Genomic DNA, 14,606 nt, shown 5'->3' with positions numbered 1-14,606 from the left:
GGATCGGTGGCGGTGGTGTCAGCTGCTGCGCGGGGTGGCGCGGCGGAGGATCGCCCAGCCCGCGACTCCGGCGATCGCGGTCGGGATGAGCGAGAGGGCGTAGCCGCCCGCGTATCCGACGCTGCCGAAGAAGGAGCCGACGGCGGGCCAGTTCTCGGTGAGGGTGAGGAGGGTGATCACGGCCAGCAGGAGGGCGCCGAGGATCCCGAAGAAGAGCAGCATCCCGCGCTGGCGCCAGCGCACGTAGACCGCCGCCGTCGCCGCTCCGATGAAGAAGAAGAAGAGCAGGGCGCAGAGCACCGCGACGGCCTGCTCGCCCACGGAGTCCCCGCCGAAGTAGATCGAGCGGAAGAAGCTGCCGCCGAAGCCCCAGCCGTCGGTCGCGCGCTCCACGATCCCGAGGACCACGAAGACGCCGGTGTAGAAGACCGAGAGGGCGACGAAGGTGAGGGCCGTGCCGAGGGAGAAGTCGCGGCGGGTGGCACCGTAGCCGAGGGCGAGGCCGAAGGTGACGTTCACCGACTGGACGGCCACGACCATCATGTAGACGAAGAGGAAGAAGGACGCGCCGGAGTAGGTCATCCCCTCCTGCGCCTCGAGGCGCTCGCCGGAGTCGAGCCCGCGGAGGATCAGCCACCAGACGACCAGGTTGCCCGCCAGGATGACGGCCGTGATGATCAGCGGCGTGTAGAGGATCGTGGCGGGGTTCGCGAAGTGCAGGCGGACGATGCTGCCGAGGCGGCCGACGGCGGTGTCGTGGCGCGTGTGGGCGCCGGTGAGGGCGGTCATTCCGAGGCCTTCCCGGTGGTGAGCTGGACGACGAGCTGCTGGAGGGGGACGGACTCGAGCTCGAGCCCGTGGCGGGCGGCGGAGGCGCGGCCGGCGTCGTCGAGGCGGGGGAGCGTGGCAGAGGCGCGGCTGCCGAGAGCGGAGCGGGCGATGACCTCGCGGCCGGCGGTGAACGACTCGACGGCCTGCCGGGGTCCGATGACCGTTGCCGCAGCACCCCGCAGCTCCTCCGCGTCACTGTCGACGACGAGGCGGCCCTGGTCGATGACGAGGACGTGCTCGAGCAGGCTGCTGACCTCGTCGATGAGGTGGGTGGAGAGGACGACCGTGCGCGGGTGCTCGGCGAAGTCCTGGAGGAGGCGGTCGTAGAACAGCTGCCGGGCGACGGCGTCCAGCCCCAGGTACGGCTCGTCGAAGAACGTGAGCGGGGCGCGGGAGGCGAGACCGACGATCACTCCGATCGCCGAGAGCTGTCCGCGGGAGAGCTTCTTGATCTTGCGGTCGACCGGGAGGCGGAAGTCCTCGACGAGCTCGCGGGCGAACGCCTCGTCCCAGCCGTCGAAGAACCAGGGAGCGCTGCGCAGGACGTGCTTCACCTTGAAGTCGTCCGGGTACTTCTGGCTCTCCTTGATGAAGCAGGTGCGGGAGAGGACGGCGGCGTTCTCCACAGGCGACTGCCCGAAGACGCGGATCTCGCCCGAACTGGCGAACTCCTGGCCGGTGAGCAGCGACATCAGCGTCGTCTTGCCCGCGCCGTTGCGGCCGAGGAGGCCGTGGATGCGGTTCTCCTCCAGCGCGAAGCCGATGCCGTCGACGGCGCGCATGCGTCCGTAGTGCTTGGTGAGGTCGTGGACCTCGATGACCGCGCTCATCGCGATCCCCCTTCTGTGATCATGTCGGCGAGCTGCTCGGTGCTGAGGCCGAGCTTGGCGGCCTCGGCGAGCAGCGGAGCGACGAACTGGTCGCGGAACTGCGTGCGGCGCTTCTCGACCAGCCGGTCGCGCGCCCCCTCGGCGACGAACATGCCGATTCCCCTCTTCTTGTAGAGCACCCCGTCGTCGACGAGCAGGTTCACGCCCTTGCCGGCGGTGGCCGGATTGATGCGGTGGAACGCGGCGAACTCGTTGGTCGACGGGACCTGCGACTCCTCCGGCAGCGCGCCGTCGATGATGTCGTTCTCGATCTGCTCGGCAATCTGCAGGAAGAGCGGGCGGGAGTCGTCCACGCGGGCTCCTTCGGTGCTGGGTTGAGTGGTTAGTTGGTGTTGTAACTAACCATGGAGGCGGGAGGCCTTCGTGTCAAGAGGGGTGTGCCGCGCAGTCGCCGCGACGAGGGCCGTGGCGTGCTTCGCTGGCCTTGTGGTGGGGCCCTGTCGTCGCTTCGCGGGGGGCGGGGCACGGCGGGTACACTGGCTCGGCCAGCCTCTGTAGCTCAATGGAAGAGCGACTCCGTCCTAAGGAGCAGGTTGGGGGTTCGAGTCCCTCCAGGGGCACCACGATCCGCAATCGGGATCAGTCCATCGGACGACCGCCGCTTTCGCTCCGTCTGACGCCAGCGTCCGCCCCCCGCCCAGCACTCCGAGCTCTGCTCGTCGAGGCGACGACGGTCCGAGCCCTCGATGGTCCTGCCCGGGTGGGGACTCCTCGGCGGCAGGGACGCACGACCGAGGAGCTCCGTCGCGCGTTCTCGGCCGTCCTCGTCCTGAGCCTCTCCATCCAGCGGGACCCGTTCGCGGACAGACGGCGCGCGGGTTTCAGTGCGCTGCTCGCGATAGCCGGTCGCATGGCGGCCGTCCGCAGGCGGTGACCGGCGGAATCCGAGACCCCCTTCTCGGCGGGATGTGGCGGGCCGTCTTCCGCCCGCGGTACGTGCGCGAGCTCCTCGATCAGGCGGGGAGCACGGATACGCTCTCGAAGCGTCGCCCGAGGTTCCGACCGCTCACGGTCTTCTGAGGGCGTCCCGCGGGCCTTCGTTCAGGCTGCCTCGACATGATCGAGGCTGGTACTCGACGGAAGGTTCTCTGTGAGCATGTTGAAGCGCGTTCTCGGCATGGCGTCGAAGGCGCTCGATTCGAAGAGCGGCTCGGGGTCGTCCTCGAGCGGGACGACCGATTGGCGCGACCTGGTGCGCACCGCCGCCGACAAGGTGACGGGCGACTCGCGGAGCGGGCAGGCTCAGCCGCCCCAGCAGTACGGCTCGCCGCAGCGCCCCTCCGCGCGACCCCAGGACGCCCGGCCCGGGCAGCAGCCTGTGGTCACGCAGGAGGACCGCGCGGCGATCGCGCGCTACGACTACCTCCTCCGCACCGCCGACCCGGAGCAGCTCGAGCAGGTCCACCGCGACGCGTTCGCGAAGCTGACGCCGGCGCAGCGCACCCAGGTCGAGGCCCGGCTCCGCGACGAGCTGCCCGCGAACGAGCAGCCGCGGTCCTCCGCCCCCGACGACCTGGCGCGTGCGGCGACGCGGGGAGAGGCGAACAACCCGGGATTCCTCAAGAAGATGTTCTCGAAGCCGGGGACGCGCGGTACGCTCGCGGGCGCGGGCGTCGGAGCGGCGGCGGGCATCGGGCTCGGCGCGGCGGGCGGACTGCTCGCGGCGGTCGCAGGCGGTGCCGTGATCAGCAGCGTCGCCGGTCCTCTGCTCGCGCAGGCGTCCGGTCTCGGCGTGGACTTCGAGAACCTGGCCGGCGGATTCGGGGACCTGGGTGACTTCGGCGACATCACGGGCGGCGCGGGCGAGTTCGTCTCCGGCGCGGGCGAGCACGTGTCCGGGCTGGGGGAGCAGGTCTCCGAGTTCGGCTCGGACTTCCAGCTGCCGGGTCTCGGCGACCTCGGGAACCTCTTCGACCGCTAGGCGGTCCCGGCCGGAGCGCTCCGGCGGCGGAGGAACGGCGACGCGATCGCGAGCGCCGCTCCGACGACGAGCAGGACGGCGCCCACGATCGCGACGGCGGTCGTCGACCAGTCGGGGAGGTCGACGACCGTCGTGCCGTTGAGGAGCTTCCATTCACAGGCTGCGCCGAGCGGCCACCACGACCAGAAGCCGCGGACGAGCTCTCCCGCTTCGGGCGGGACACCGCCGAGGCTGACGCTGCAGACGTAGTCGAAGCCCTGACGGTCGATGTTCGCGTACTGCAGAGGCACGAGTGCGAGCGCGGCCAGGCCGGCGACGGCGAGGACGAGGCCGGCGATCAGGGCGAGACGGGCGGCCGTGAGGCGCTTCTTCACCGGTGTCGAGGCGGGGGCGGGCGGCGTCTCGGTCATCGTCCGATGGTGGCACGCGTTCGTGGGGAGCAGGCGTGTGCCCGGGATCGGCGCCGAACAGCGCGGAGGCACGGGGCGGATCCGTCGGAGCCGCTCCTCGACCGCAGGCGCCACGGACGTCGGCCGGCACAGCGGCGACGGGGAGCCCTCGGCGTCGTACCCTCGACTGCATGGGGTTCGTCTTCTCGCTGGTGATCATCGTCCTGACCGTGCTCGCGCTGGTCGACGTCGTACGGCAGCCGGACAACGTCATCAAGAACCTGCCCAAGATCGTGTGGATCCTGCTGATCTTCTTCCTCCCGCTCATCGGCGTCTCGCTGTGGTTCCTGCTCGGGCACGACTGGAAGCGTGGTGACGGCGGATCCTTCGTGCCGGGCGGCCGAGTGCCCCGCCGCCGGAAGCACGCGCCGCCGACGGTGGTGGTGCGGCCCGCTCCGAAGAGCACCGAGGAGCAGCTCGCCGACCTCGAGCGCGAGGAGGCGCACTACGCGCGGCTCGCGGAGGAGCAGCGTCGCCGCCGCGAGGGGGAGCGGCCGCTCGACGCGTGAGCGGCCGCTCCGGAGGCCGCTACTTCGAGAAGTTCGACGCCGTCCACTGGATCGAGGCGATCTTCGCCTGGCCCGCGACGCTCGGGTGGAAGTAGTCGGTGGTCCCGATCAGGCCCTTGGTGACGGGGGTCGCGGTGAGCGCTCCTCCGTCCCAGTCGCAGAGCTGACCGGCGGCGCTGCACGCCGTCTGCAGCGCGGTGTTGTACTGCGTCGTCCGCGTCTTCGCGGCAGCGGCGGAGGCGGCCGCGGCGGTGCTGCTGAGCCTGCGGCCGGTGGAGCTGACGCCGCGCGTGGTCCGGCAGAGGTCGCCGCCCGCCCAGACGAGCGCGCCGACTCCGGTCTTGACGACCGACCACTCGGAGGCCACGTTCGGCATCGACGAGAGGACGATGCGGGCGGAGGGCCACGTGGTGCGGATCTTCGTGATCGCGGCGGAGGCTCCGGTGCGGAACGTGCTCGCCGGGGTCATCGTGTAGCCGTCGGAGGCGACGCGGTTGTCGGGCGAGCAGAGGTCGTTGCCGCCGATGAGCAGGGTGACGACGTCCGGCCGCACGCCGGCGGCGACCGCGGCGTCGATCCGCGAGGGGACCTGCGCGACGACGTCGCCGGTGGTGGCGAAGTTCGCGGTCGTGACGGTGGTGCCGGGGAGCGCGGTCCGCAAGCGGGAGGCGAAGGAGTTCACGGAGGAGCTGGTGCCGGTGGACCAGTTGTTGCGGGGGCAGTCCGCGAAGGAGCCGCAGGTCCCGTAGGCCTGGGTGATGGAGTCGCCGAGGCTCAGCACCGAGAGGGTGGCGGGAGTGGCGGCGGCGGCGGCCTGCGCCGGGAGCAGCGCGGCGGCGAGGGCGAGCGCGGCTCCGACGGCGAGGGCGCGGACGCGGCGGCTCGGGGTCGGCGGGCGGGAGAGGGAGAGGCTCATGGGGGACCGTTCTCGAGGGGGAGGACGGTGGGGGAACCGTCGGTGCTGACGCTAGGGGAGCGGCGCCCCGGATGACCCCGAACGGGTGACCCCAGAACGGGCCGGATGTGCGCGACGGCAGCGGATCCGGTCGTCCGGCGGGCGGAACCGTCTAGAAGGCGAGCGTCCTCTCAGCCGCCTGCCACCGGCACGATCCGCAGCCGGCTCATCGCCCAGACCAGCGCCCCCGACGCGAGGAACGCGACCGCGATCACGACGACGAACACCGACACCTGCCCGTACCCGGTCGCGGGATCCAGGAACGGATAGGGCACCCAGCCGTCCGTCGCTCCGCGGATCAGCACCACGACGAGCCAGACGATCGGGTAGACCACGACCAGCCAGAGCCTGCGCCACGGCAGCGGAGGGCGATCCGCGAGCAGCAGCCAGTCGAGCAGTCCGTAGACGGGGAACAGCACATGCATGACGGTGTTGGCCCACGGCAGCGCCACTCCGCCCGCCACATCGGTGAGGAGGGTGTTGTAGACGAGGCCGACGACGATGATGTACCCGGTGAAGGCACCCCGCACCAGTAGGAGCCCGCCGGGCGCGGGACGGCGGCGGAGCGCGAGCACGGCGGTGGCTCCGAGCACGACGGCCAGCACGATGTTGCTCTGGATGGTGAAGAAGCCGAAGAAGTTGAACGGGTTCAGCGGCGTCCGAGAGGCGGTGTCGACGGCCGTCGCGATCACGGCCACCAGAACGGCGGCGGCCACGAGGAGGCGGAGGAGCGCGACCGGCACGCGGGCCGACTCCGCCCGGGAGGAGGGAGCGGGTGGCGTCATCGCTCGAGCGTAGCGCCGGAGCGCCTACCCTGTCCCCGTGCTCACGATCGGTGTCGACCTCGCTGCGGAGCCGGTGCGCACCGCTCTCGCCGCCCTCGAGTTCTCCGGCGGCCGGGCCGTCGTCCGCTCGCTCGTACTCGGCGCCGAGGACGCGACGATCGTCGAGGCGTCACGGGACGCGGCGGTCATCGGGATCGACTGCGCGTTCGGCTGGCCGGTGGAGTTCGCGGCGTTCGTCTCCGCGCACACGCGACGGGAGGTCTCGCCGCGGACGCTCGCGGGACGCGACTGGCGCCGCCGCCTCGCGTACCGCGAGACGGACCGGGTGGCGCGCGAGGTCACCGGCCGCTGGCCGCTCAGCGTCTCGACCGACCGGCTCGGGATGACCGCGATGCGCTGCGCGGAGCTGCTCGACGCCTTCGCCGCGAGCGGGGAGGACGTCGACCGCTCCGGGCGCGGACGGCTCGTCGAGGCGTACCCGGCGGCGGCGCTGCGGCTCTGGGGAGTGGACACCACGGGGTACAAGACGCGACCGGAGGCCGTGGCGCTCGCCGCGGAGTCGCTGCGACGGGCCGCACCCTGGCTCGATGTGCCGGCGCCCGCGCTCGCGCTGATGAGCCGCTCCGACGACGCGTTCGACGCCGTCGTCGCCGCTCTCAACGCCCGCGCCCACGCCCTGGGCGCGACCCTGCCGGTGCCTCCCGAACTGCAGGAGGCGGCGGAGGCCGAGGGGTGGATCGCGGTCCCGACCGGATCGCTCGCGGAGCTCGCGGGCTGATCCGGCCGTCTCGACGGGTGTGCGCTCAGGCCGGGATCTTCGCCCCCAGCAGGCCGGCGGCGACCTCGGCGGCCCGCTCGGCCTCCTCGACGGTCGAGAAGGGTCCGGTGGGGACGAGGGAGGGCGCGGTGGTCAGTCGGGCGTCGATCTCGAGTCGGAACCGGGGCAGCTCCGCCCCGGGAACGACGACGATCCTGACTCCGTTCCGGCTCCATCGCGCGGGTTGGATAGAAGAAATCTGTGTCATGGTGCTCTCCGCTTTCGCGATCATCCGCACGGGTGGCTGACGCCTCGACCGTGCACGCTTCACGCTACGTCCGGTGCCCGTCTCTCCGAACGGGCTTGACCTCTCAGGCTCGTCGGGCGTAGTGCCTCATTGCAGTCGGTCGAGGGTGTCGCTGATCCGCCGCAGGCACTCGATGAGGACCGACACCTGCGCGGCGTCCAGGTCGGCGAGCACCTCGCCCTCGGCGGCGACGAGATTGCGCATCGCCTCGTCGACCCGCTTCGTGCCCCGCGGGGTGAGCGAGACGATCTTGCTGCGCGAGTCGGCGGCGTTCTGCTCGCGGACCACGAGCCCGCGGGCCCCGAGGCGGTCGACGCGGCTGGCGAGGTTGCCGCTGGACAGCGCGAGGTGCGTGGCCAGGGCCGAGGGCGTCATCCCGCCCTCCCCGCGCTGCCGCAGCAGCGAGAGGAGCTCGAACTCCCACGGGGCGAGATCGCTGACGGCGAAGGACTGCCGCCGCACCTCCTGCACGCGCGGGCTGAGCCGGCGGAGGCGGGAGACGACGTCCAGAGGCGCGAAATCGAGGTCGGGCAGGGCCCCGGCCCACGCGTCGATCACCAGATCGACATCGTCGTCTTCGCGCATGCCCCGATTATCCCCGGACGGCGCGGGCGCCGACGACGGGTGGTCCGGGGAGGCCGGCGGGCCTAGCCTGTGCGGACGACGGGCGGACCGGTCAGGCGCGGGCGGCCCGGACGTAGGCGACGATCGCGTTGGCGTGGCCGTGGCCCAGGCCGTGCTCGGTCTTCAGCCAGGTGACGACCTGCATGTGCGGCTCGGAGCGCAGACGCTCGTCGGCGAGGTCCAGCCAGTCCTGGACGGGACGGTCGTAGGTCTTCTCGATGCTCGGGAAGTACGAGGCCGGTCCCTTCGGCTTCGCACCGTCGGCGGGCGGTTCGGGAGCGAGCACGCGGTCGGTCATGCGGTCACGATAGCGAGCCGCGGTCAGGTCGTGTAGGCCGAGGGGTCGAACCGGCCGAGCTCCTCGCGGAAGGCGAAGGCGAAGTCGGGCCAGAGCAGGGTGAGTCGCCGGTTGTCGTCCAGGTACCAGCTCTCGCAGCCGCCGTTGGTCCAGACGGTGTCGGCGCTGAGGGCGTCGAGGCGGGCGACGGAGGCGGCCTCGGCCTCGGCGGTGACCTCGAGCCGGTCGGCGCCGGAGACCGCGAGGTGGTCGAGCGCGGCGAGCACGTAGGCGATCTGCGTCTCGATCATGTGCACCGCGGAGTTGTGGCCGAGGCTCGCGTTGGGGCCGTTGACGACGAAGAGGCTCGGGAAGCCGTGGACCGCGGTCGACTCGTACGCGACCATGCCGTCGGCCCAGCGGTCGGCGAGGAGGACGCCGCCGCGGCCGCGGATGCGCCGGGCGAAGGGCGGCCGCGTGGAGTGGAAGCCGGTCGCGAAGACGAGCACGTCGACCCCGTGCGGGACGCCGTCGTCGCCGAGCGCGGCCCCCTCCTCGAGGCGCCGGAGCGGACCGGGGACGACGCGGACGTGCGGCTGCGCGAGAGCGGGGTAGTAGTCGTCCGAGAGGAGCACGCGCTTGCAGCCGATCTCGTAGTCCGGAGTCAGCACGGTGCGGAGTGCGGGATCGATGATCTGCGACTCGAGGTGGCCGAGCGCCTCCGCCCGCAGCCGGTCGATGGCCTCGGGCACGGCGACGCGGCCGGCGAAGCCGAGCTCGGCGCGCCAGAACAGCTCCTCGCGGAGCCTCGCCAGGGCCCCGGGCGCGCGGGAGAGGGTTCGGCGCTCCTCCGGCGGGTACGGGCGGTTCCGGCGGGGGACGACGTACGGGGCTGAGCGCTGGAAGAGCACCACCTCGGCGGCGCGCTCGGCGAGGTGCGGCACGATCTGCACGGCGGAGGCTCCCGAGCCGACGATGCCGACGCGCTTCCCGTCGAGGTCGACGTCGTCCCGCCAGCGGGCGGAGTGGAAGGCGGGACCCGCGAACGAATCCAGGCCCGGGACGGCCGGGAGGCGGGGCTCGGAGAGGCGCCCCGCGCAGACGAGGAGGACCGCGGCGGAGTAGTCGCCCCGGGAGGTGCGCACCCGCCAGCGGTGCGCCTCCTCGTCGAAGACCGCCTCGAGCACCTCGGTCCCCAGCCGGAGCCGGGGCGCCAGGCCCTCCTTCTCGACGACGCGCTCGAGGTAGGACTGGATCTCGGCCCCGGGGGCGTAGAACGCCGACCAGTCGGCCTCGGGGGCGAAGGAGTAGGAGTAGAGGTGCGAGGGGATGTCGCAGGAGACTCCGGGGTAGACGTTGTCCCGCCAGGTCCCGCCGATCCGCTCGGCGCGCTCCAGCACGACGAACGAGGTCCCGCCGCGGCGCTCCAGGCGGACCGCGGTTCCGAGCCCGGCGAACCCGGCGCCGATCACGACGACGTCGACGTCCATCAGACCGTCGTCCTCGCCAGGACGCTGCCCGCCGGGTCGCGGTGCGGATCGGCGAGGAAGTGCTCGAGGACGGCGAGGAGCTCGGCGGGCCGCTCGGCGAGCACCGCGTGACCGGAGTCGAGGACGGCGTAGCGGGCGTCGTCGATCGCGCCGAGCAGGGCCTCGGCGCCCTCGACTCCTGCGACGGCATCGGCGGAGCAGCCGACCACGAGGGCGGGAACCCGGCAGTCCATAGCGGCCGCAGCGACGTCGGCCCGGGCGGAGGCGGCGAGCATCCTGGCGGCGTCGGCGCCCCACGGGGAGGAGGTGGTGGCCGAGCGGACGGCGAGGAGCCGAGCGGCCTCCTCCTGCGCGTCGGGCGGCAGCATCGGCCAGAGGCGCGCCGTGCGGAGGAGGCGCTCCGTCGGGCGCAGCCATCCGGCCACGAGGGCGAGGGCGCGCACCCGCCGATCGCCCGCGGCGAGGGCCACGGCGGCTCCGAGCGAGTGGCCGATCAGGACGGCCTCCTCGGCGCCGAGCGCGTCCAGGGAGGCGCGGACCGCGGCGGGTCCGTCGAGCCAGGGGTCGCCGAGATCGGCGAGCTCGAGCGCGGCGACGCGGTGGCGCCGCGCCAGCATCGGCAGCAGCAGCCCGGTGTCGCTCCGTGCGCCCCGGCCGACGCCGGTCAGCAGCAGGACCGCGCGCGGGCTCCCGGCGCCCGCGGTCAGCAGCCGCACGGTGGCGCTGTCCGACTCGATCCGCTCCTCCCGGACCAGCTCGGCCTGGCGCCGCAGGTACTCGGAGCGGGTCATGACGCCCGGCGGGTCCCGCGGACCGGGAGGCGCATCCGCTGAGGACCCGCCGCTGCGACGGGCTCCGCCCGCAGCGCCCTCTCCGGCGCGACCACGCCGTACGTCGTGGTGCGCTGGCGCCAGCCGCGGCCGATCTCGCCGCTCAGCCGGGCGACGGTCGCGATGTCGAGCGAGCGGTAGGCCTCCGCTCCGGCCTCGGGCCGCAGGGCCCCGTCGAGCAGCAGGCCGCCGAGGTCGTCCGCCCCGCCGCGGAGGAGGACCTGCGCCGCATGCAGTCCGAGCTTGGTCCAGGCGGTCTGCACGTGGGCGATCCGGCCGTGGAGGATGAGCCGTGCGACGGCGTGCACGGCGCGGGTCTCGCGGAGGGTCGGCCCGCCCCGGCTCGCGCGCACCACGGAAGGAGGCGCCTCCGCCGGGACGAAGGGCATCGCGATGAACTCGGTGAAGCCGCCCGTCTCGTCCTGTATCGCCGCGAGCGTGCGCAGGTGCGCGAGCTGCTGCTCGGGGGTCTCGACGTGTCCGTAGACCATGGTCGAGGTGGAGCGGAGGCCGCTGCGGTGCGCGGCCGTGATCGCCTCCCGCCACTCGGCCACGGTCGGGTCCGTCCCCTCGCTCAGGACGGCGCGGACGTCGTCGTCGAGGATGCGGGCGGCGGTCCCCGGGACGGAGTCCACGCCGGCCTCGCGCAGAGCGTCGAGCATCTCGGGCAGGGTTCGGCCCGTACGCCGGGCGACCTCGAGGATCTCGCCGGGCCGGTAGGCGTGCAGGTGCAGCGAGGGCTGCCGCTGCTTCAGCGTGCGGACGATCAGCAGCAGATCGTCGCCCGGGTGCTCCGGTCCGATCGCGCCCTGAAGGCAGAGCTCGGTGGCGCCGAGCGCGACCGCCTCGTCGGCGAGCTCCTCCAGCCGCTCGACGGTCAGATCGCCGACTCCCCAGAGCGAGGTGTCGATGTTGCGGTTCACGACGACCGAGACCTCGTCGCCGGCGGCGTCGTGCCGCAGGTCGTCCGCCAGAGCGGAGAGGGCGTCGAGGTCGTCGCCGTCGGCTGCGAGCAGGGCGAGGTAGTCGGCGTCCTCGAGACCGGCGGGGTCCGTCTCCGCCCGGGCGAGCACGGCGCCGAGGGCGGGCGCGACCGGTCGGGGCAGGGGGTCGAGCGAGTCGCGGTAGGGCCGGGGGAGGACCGCCGCCGCCTCGTCGGCGAGCCAGGTCCCGCGGTCGGCGAGTGCCTCGACGTAGGGAGCGACGCGCGGATCGATCCAGGTGGCCGAGTCGCGGAGGTACTGCGGGTGGGCGGTCAGCCGCTCGTGCAGCCGGTAGCCGGCCGCCGCGGTGAGCCGCGCGAGGTCGTCGATGTTCGGCCAGGGGCGCTCCGGATTCACGTGATCCGCCGTGAGCGGGCTGACACCGCCCCAGTCGTCGACCCCGGCGCGCAGCAGCAGCCCGAGCTCCTGCTCGTCGGTGAGGTTCGGCGGCGCTTGGATCGTCGCCTCGGCGCCCAGCACGAGGCGCGCGACCGCGACGTTGGCCACGTACTCCTGCAGCTCGAGGTCGACCTCGTTCTGCATGGCCGTCCGCGGCTTCGCGCGGAAGTTCTGGACGATGCACTCCTGCACATGGCCCCACCGCTCGTGGGACTCGCGGATCGCGAAGAGGGCGTCCGCCCGCTCCGCCGCGTTCTCGCCGATGCCCAGCAGCACGCCGGTGGTGAAGGGGATGCGGCTGCGTCCCGCGTCCTCGAGCACGCGCAGGCGCAACGCCGGGTCCTTGTCCGGGGAGCCGTAGTGCACGCCGCCCTTCTCGGACCAGAGGCGCTCGGCGGTCGTCTCGAGCATCATGCCCATCGAGGGCGCGACCGGGCGGAGCCGCTGCAGCTCGGCCCACGACATCACGCCGGGGTTCAGGTGCGTGACCATGCCCGTCTCGCTCATGACCAGGACGGCCATCGCGCGCACGTACTCGAGCGTCGAGGCGTAGCCGTGCTCGGCCAGCCAGGCGCGGGCGACCGGCCACCGGTCCTCCGGGCGGTCGCCGAGCGTGAACAGGGCCTCCTTGCAGCCCAGCGCGGCACCGGCGCGGGCGACCTCGAGGATCTCCTCCGGCTCCATGAAGGTCGACTCGCGCTTGGCCGCGAGCCCGCCCGGTGTCTCCACGAAGACGCAGTAGTGGCACCGGTCGCGGCAGAGCTTGGTCAGCGGGACGAAGACCTTCCGCGAGTAGGTGACGACGCCGGGCCGTCCGCGGCGGGCGAGTCCGTCGTCGCGCAGGCGGCCGGCGGCCTCCAGCAGCAGGTCGAGGTCGTCGCCGCGCGCGCCGAGGAGCTCCTCGGCGGTCTCGCGCGTCAGCGCCTCGCCGCGGTCGAGCCGGGCGAGCAGGGTGGCCGTGGTCATGCGGGAGCGGCCCTTCCGAAGGGGGTCGTGGCGGAGGCGGGAGGTCAGAGCGCGCGCAGCCGCGGCGCGAGGTCGCGCTCGAAAGCGTCGAAGAAGCGCTGCTGGTCGTCGCCCGGGGCGTGGAAGACCAGGTGGGTGAAGCCCGCGTCGACGTAGGGCTTGATCTGCGCGACCGTCTCCTCGGGGTCGGAGCCGACGATCCAGCGCTTCGCGACCTGCTCGATCGGCAGCTCGTCGGCGGCGCGCTCCATGTCGACCGGATCGGTCAGCGAGTGCTTCTGCTCCGGCGACAGCGAGAGCGGCGCCCAGAAGCGCGTGTTCTCGAGCGCGAGCGCCGGATCGGGATCGTAGGAGAGCTTGATCTCGATCATGCGGTCGATGGTCGAGGAGTCGCGATCGGCCGCCGCGGCGCCCGCCTCGACGGCGGGGAGCAGCTTCTCGGTGTAGAGCTCCATGCCCTTGCCCGACGTGCAGATGAAGCCGTCGCCCGCCCGGCCGGCGTACTTGGCGACGACGGGGCCGCCCGCCGCGATGTAGACCGGCACGCCGCTCTCGGGCTTGTCGTAGATCGACGCCTCGTGCGTGGAGTAGTACTCACCGTCGAAGGTGACGCGGTCGCCCGCCCACAGCGCGCGCATCAGCCGCACGGCCTCGCGCAGGCGGGCGAAGCGCTCCTTGAAGTCGGGCCAGGTCTGCTCGCCCGCGCCCTGATAGCCGGTGGCGACCTCGTTCAGCGCCTCGCCGGTGCCGACGCCGAGCATGATCCGCTCGGGGTAGAGCACGCCGAGCGTGCCGAACGCCTGGGCGATGACGGCGGGGTTGTAGCGGTAGTGCGGGGTCATGACGGAGGTGCCGAGAGTGATGGTGGAGGTGCGCTCACCGGCCGCGGCGAGCCAGGCGAGGGAGAACGGCGCGTGCCCGCCCGTGTGCCGCCACGGCTGGAAGTGGTCCGAGACGACCGCGGTCTCGAAGCCGTGCCGCTCGGCGCCGACCGCGAGCTCGACGAGCTCCCGGGCGCCGAACTGCTCCGCCGATGCCTTGTACCCGAGCGTGATCGTCATCTGCAGCCTTCGTGAGAGGTGGGACGGCTCCCGGAGCGGGAGCGGCCCCTCCATTCTGCGCCTGCCGCGGCGCCCGGCGGGACGGGTGGACGCACCCGGGGGAGGCGTGCCCCGATCCCGCGCTGGGGAGGAGCGTCAGGCCGGCGGAGCGGCGATGTTCACCATCCAGCCGACGCCGTAGCGGTCGACCAGCATCCCGAAGCGGTCGCCCCAGGGCGAGGCGACCAGCGGCTCGACGACCGTGCCGCCCTCGGCCAGGCCGTCCCAGTAGCCGCTCAGCTCGGCGTCGTCGTCGCCGAAGAGCGCGATCGTGATGCGGGCGCCGCTCTCGGCCGGGCTCGAGGAGGGGGAGTCGGAGCCCATCAGGATCATCCCGCTCGGCGTGACGAGCTGGGCGTGCATGATCCGGTCCTGGTCGGCCGGATCCGCGCTCATCCCGAAGTCGCCGAAGCGGCTGGAGCTGAGCTCGCCGCCGAGGACGTCCCGGTAGAACTCCATCGCCTCCTGCGCGGAGCCGTCGAAGCCGATGTAGGGGCTCAGTGAAGTGGGCACGGCACGCCTTTCCGTCGAGG

The 14,606-nt window shown here is 72.8% G+C and carries 17 protein-coding genes and 1 tRNA gene; 4 read left to right on the top strand and 14 right to left on the bottom strand.

Going from position 1 to position 14,606, the window contains the following annotated elements:
* Positions 1 to 18 precede the first annotated feature (18 nt).
* Genes C5C99_RS08210 through C5C99_RS08200 form a run of 3 tightly spaced genes read right to left on the bottom strand, consistent with a single transcriptional unit; the run spans position 19 to position 2,014 of the window.
* Complete coding sequence (locus C5C99_RS08210; RefSeq protein WP_104335747.1) at positions 19 to 789, bottom strand: ABC transporter permease; 771 nt, start codon at positions 787 to 789, stop codon at positions 19 to 21.
* Complete coding sequence (locus tag C5C99_RS08205) at positions 786 to 1,661, bottom strand: ABC transporter ATP-binding protein (RefSeq protein ID WP_104224612.1); 876 nt, start codon at positions 1,659 to 1,661, stop codon at positions 786 to 788. Before C5C99_RS08205 ends, C5C99_RS08210 begins: the two co-directional genes overlap by 4 nt.
* Positions 1,658 to 2,014, bottom strand: coding sequence for a GntR family transcriptional regulator (locus tag C5C99_RS08200; RefSeq protein ID WP_104224613.1), 357 nt, complete (start codon positions 2,012 to 2,014; stop codon positions 1,658 to 1,660). The genes C5C99_RS08205 and C5C99_RS08200 overlap by 4 nt, the downstream gene beginning before the upstream one ends.
* Before the next feature lie 195 nt (positions 2,015 to 2,209).
* On the opposite strand from C5C99_RS08200, the gene C5C99_RS08195 reads away from it, so the two are divergent.
* Together C5C99_RS08195 and C5C99_RS08190 are read left to right on the top strand one after the other, a co-directional pair.
* Positions 2,210 to 2,284 (top strand) — tRNA-Arg (locus C5C99_RS08195).
* A 533-nt stretch (positions 2,285 to 2,817) separates the two neighbouring features.
* Complete coding sequence (locus C5C99_RS08190) at positions 2,818 to 3,642, top strand: hypothetical protein (protein WP_258063666.1); 825 nt, start codon at positions 2,818 to 2,820, stop codon at positions 3,640 to 3,642.
* Here the strand turns inward: C5C99_RS08190 and C5C99_RS08185 are convergent.
* Positions 3,639 to 4,052: a hypothetical protein gene (locus tag C5C99_RS08185; protein ID WP_104339898.1), complete on the bottom strand. Its 414-nt coding sequence runs from the start codon at positions 4,050 to 4,052 to the stop codon at positions 3,639 to 3,641. The two genes, C5C99_RS08190 and C5C99_RS08185, sit on opposite strands and share 4 nt — an antisense overlap.
* 170 nt (positions 4,053 to 4,222) lie before the next feature.
* Here C5C99_RS08185 and C5C99_RS08180 point away from each other — a divergent pair, with 170 nt between their 5' ends.
* Complete coding sequence (locus tag C5C99_RS08180) at positions 4,223 to 4,600, top strand: PLD nuclease N-terminal domain-containing protein (protein WP_104339897.1); 378 nt, start codon at positions 4,223 to 4,225, stop codon at positions 4,598 to 4,600.
* Positions 4,601 to 4,619: 19 nt separating this feature from the next.
* On the opposite strand, the gene C5C99_RS08175 is transcribed toward C5C99_RS08180, so the two are convergent.
* Together C5C99_RS08175 and C5C99_RS08170 are read right to left on the bottom strand one after the other, a co-directional pair.
* Complete coding sequence (locus tag C5C99_RS08175) at positions 4,620 to 5,516, bottom strand: GDSL-type esterase/lipase family protein (RefSeq protein WP_104328774.1); 897 nt, start codon at positions 5,514 to 5,516, stop codon at positions 4,620 to 4,622.
* A 170-nt stretch (positions 5,517 to 5,686) separates the two neighbouring features.
* Positions 5,687 to 6,340 (bottom strand): Pr6Pr family membrane protein, encoded by a 654-nt coding sequence (locus tag C5C99_RS08170; protein WP_104246723.1) that lies wholly within the window; start codon positions 6,338 to 6,340, stop codon positions 5,687 to 5,689.
* 37 nt (positions 6,341 to 6,377) lie between these two features.
* Here C5C99_RS08170 and C5C99_RS08165 point away from each other — a divergent pair, with 37 nt between their 5' ends.
* On the top strand, positions 6,378 to 7,118 hold the full coding sequence (locus C5C99_RS08165) for a DUF429 domain-containing protein (protein ID WP_104246722.1): 741 nt from the start codon (positions 6,378 to 6,380) through the stop codon (positions 7,116 to 7,118).
* A 25-nt stretch (positions 7,119 to 7,143) separates the two neighbouring features.
* Here C5C99_RS08165 and C5C99_RS08160 read toward each other — a convergent pair whose 3' ends face one another.
* From C5C99_RS08160 to C5C99_RS08125, 8 genes are all read right to left on the bottom strand, one after another.
* Positions 7,144 to 7,365, bottom strand: a complete 222-nt coding sequence (locus tag C5C99_RS08160) for a hypothetical protein (RefSeq protein WP_146076606.1) — start codon at positions 7,363 to 7,365, stop codon at positions 7,144 to 7,146.
* Between the two features lie 126 nt (positions 7,366 to 7,491).
* Positions 7,492 to 7,989: a MarR family winged helix-turn-helix transcriptional regulator gene (locus C5C99_RS08155; RefSeq protein WP_104225059.1), complete on the bottom strand. Its 498-nt coding sequence runs from the start codon at positions 7,987 to 7,989 to the stop codon at positions 7,492 to 7,494.
* A gap of 91 nt (positions 7,990 to 8,080) precedes the next feature.
* Positions 8,081 to 8,326: a DUF4287 domain-containing protein gene (locus C5C99_RS08150; protein ID WP_104232872.1), complete on the bottom strand. Its 246-nt coding sequence runs from the start codon at positions 8,324 to 8,326 to the stop codon at positions 8,081 to 8,083.
* A gap of 23 nt (positions 8,327 to 8,349) precedes the next feature.
* Entirely contained in the window at positions 8,350 to 9,795 is a 1,446-nt protein-coding gene (locus C5C99_RS08145; RefSeq protein WP_104339896.1) for an NAD(P)/FAD-dependent oxidoreductase, read from the bottom strand.
* Positions 9,795 to 10,586, bottom strand: coding sequence for an alpha/beta fold hydrolase (locus tag C5C99_RS08140; protein ID WP_104339895.1), 792 nt, complete (start codon positions 10,584 to 10,586; stop codon positions 9,795 to 9,797). The genes C5C99_RS08145 and C5C99_RS08140 overlap by 1 nt, the downstream gene beginning before the upstream one ends.
* Positions 10,583 to 12,973, bottom strand: a complete 2,391-nt coding sequence (gene cofG / locus C5C99_RS08135; RefSeq protein ID WP_104339894.1) for a 7,8-didemethyl-8-hydroxy-5-deazariboflavin synthase CofG — start codon at positions 12,971 to 12,973, stop codon at positions 10,583 to 10,585. Before cofG ends, C5C99_RS08140 begins: the two co-directional genes overlap by 4 nt.
* 44 nt (positions 12,974 to 13,017) lie before the next feature.
* Entirely contained in the window at positions 13,018 to 14,034 is a 1,017-nt protein-coding gene (gene fgd / locus C5C99_RS08130; protein WP_181074566.1) for a glucose-6-phosphate dehydrogenase (coenzyme-F420), read from the bottom strand.
* Positions 14,035 to 14,169: 135 nt separating this feature from the next.
* A complete protein-coding gene (locus C5C99_RS08125) occupies positions 14,170 to 14,586 on the bottom strand; it encodes a VOC family protein (RefSeq protein ID WP_104246718.1) in 417 nt (138 codons plus the stop codon).
* Positions 14,587 to 14,606 lie beyond the last annotated feature (20 nt).

Source organism: Rathayibacter sp. AY1C4 (assembly GCF_002932195.1).
GTDB lineage: Bacteria > Actinomycetota > Actinomycetes > Actinomycetales > Microbacteriaceae > Rathayibacter.
Note: the sequence above shows the minus strand (reverse complement) of the source record. Positions and strands in the feature narration are given on the sequence as shown.

Excerpts from the sequence above, each read along its gene's own strand:
- C5C99_RS08210 (WP_104335747.1), bottom strand. The coding sequence starts at position 789 with ATGACCGCCCTCACCGGCGCCCACACGCGCCACGACACCGCCGTCGGC.
- C5C99_RS08205 (WP_104224612.1), bottom strand. The coding sequence starts at position 1,661 with ATGAGCGCGGTCATCGAGGTCCACGACCTCACCAAGCACTACGGACGC.
- C5C99_RS08190 (WP_258063666.1), top strand. The coding sequence starts at position 2,818 with ATGTTGAAGCGCGTTCTCGGCATGGCGTCGAAGGCGCTCGATTCGAAG.
- C5C99_RS08185 (WP_104339898.1), bottom strand. The coding sequence starts at position 4,052 with ATGACCGAGACGCCGCCCGCCCCCGCCTCGACACCGGTGAAGAAGCGC.
- C5C99_RS08180 (WP_104339897.1), top strand. The coding sequence starts at position 4,223 with ATGGGGTTCGTCTTCTCGCTGGTGATCATCGTCCTGACCGTGCTCGCG.
- C5C99_RS08175 (WP_104328774.1), bottom strand. The coding sequence starts at position 5,516 with ATGAGCCTCTCCCTCTCCCGCCCGCCGACCCCGAGCCGCCGCGTCCGC.
- C5C99_RS08170 (WP_104246723.1), bottom strand. The coding sequence starts at position 6,340 with ATGACGCCACCCGCTCCCTCCTCCCGGGCGGAGTCGGCCCGCGTGCCG.
- C5C99_RS08160 (WP_146076606.1), bottom strand. The coding sequence starts at position 7,365 with ATGACACAGATTTCTTCTATCCAACCCGCGCGATGGAGCCGGAACGGA.
- C5C99_RS08155 (WP_104225059.1), bottom strand. The coding sequence starts at position 7,989 with ATGCGCGAAGACGACGATGTCGATCTGGTGATCGACGCGTGGGCCGGG.
- C5C99_RS08150 (WP_104232872.1), bottom strand. The coding sequence starts at position 8,326 with ATGACCGACCGCGTGCTCGCTCCCGAACCGCCCGCCGACGGTGCGAAG.
- C5C99_RS08145 (WP_104339896.1), bottom strand. The coding sequence starts at position 9,795 with ATGGACGTCGACGTCGTCGTGATCGGCGCCGGGTTCGCCGGGCTCGGA.
- C5C99_RS08140 (WP_104339895.1), bottom strand. The coding sequence starts at position 10,586 with ATGACCCGCTCCGAGTACCTGCGGCGCCAGGCCGAGCTGGTCCGGGAG.
- cofG (WP_104339894.1), bottom strand. The coding sequence starts at position 12,973 with ATGACCACGGCCACCCTGCTCGCCCGGCTCGACCGCGGCGAGGCGCTG.
- fgd (WP_181074566.1), bottom strand. The coding sequence starts at position 14,034 with ATGACGATCACGCTCGGGTACAAGGCATCGGCGGAGCAGTTCGGCGCC.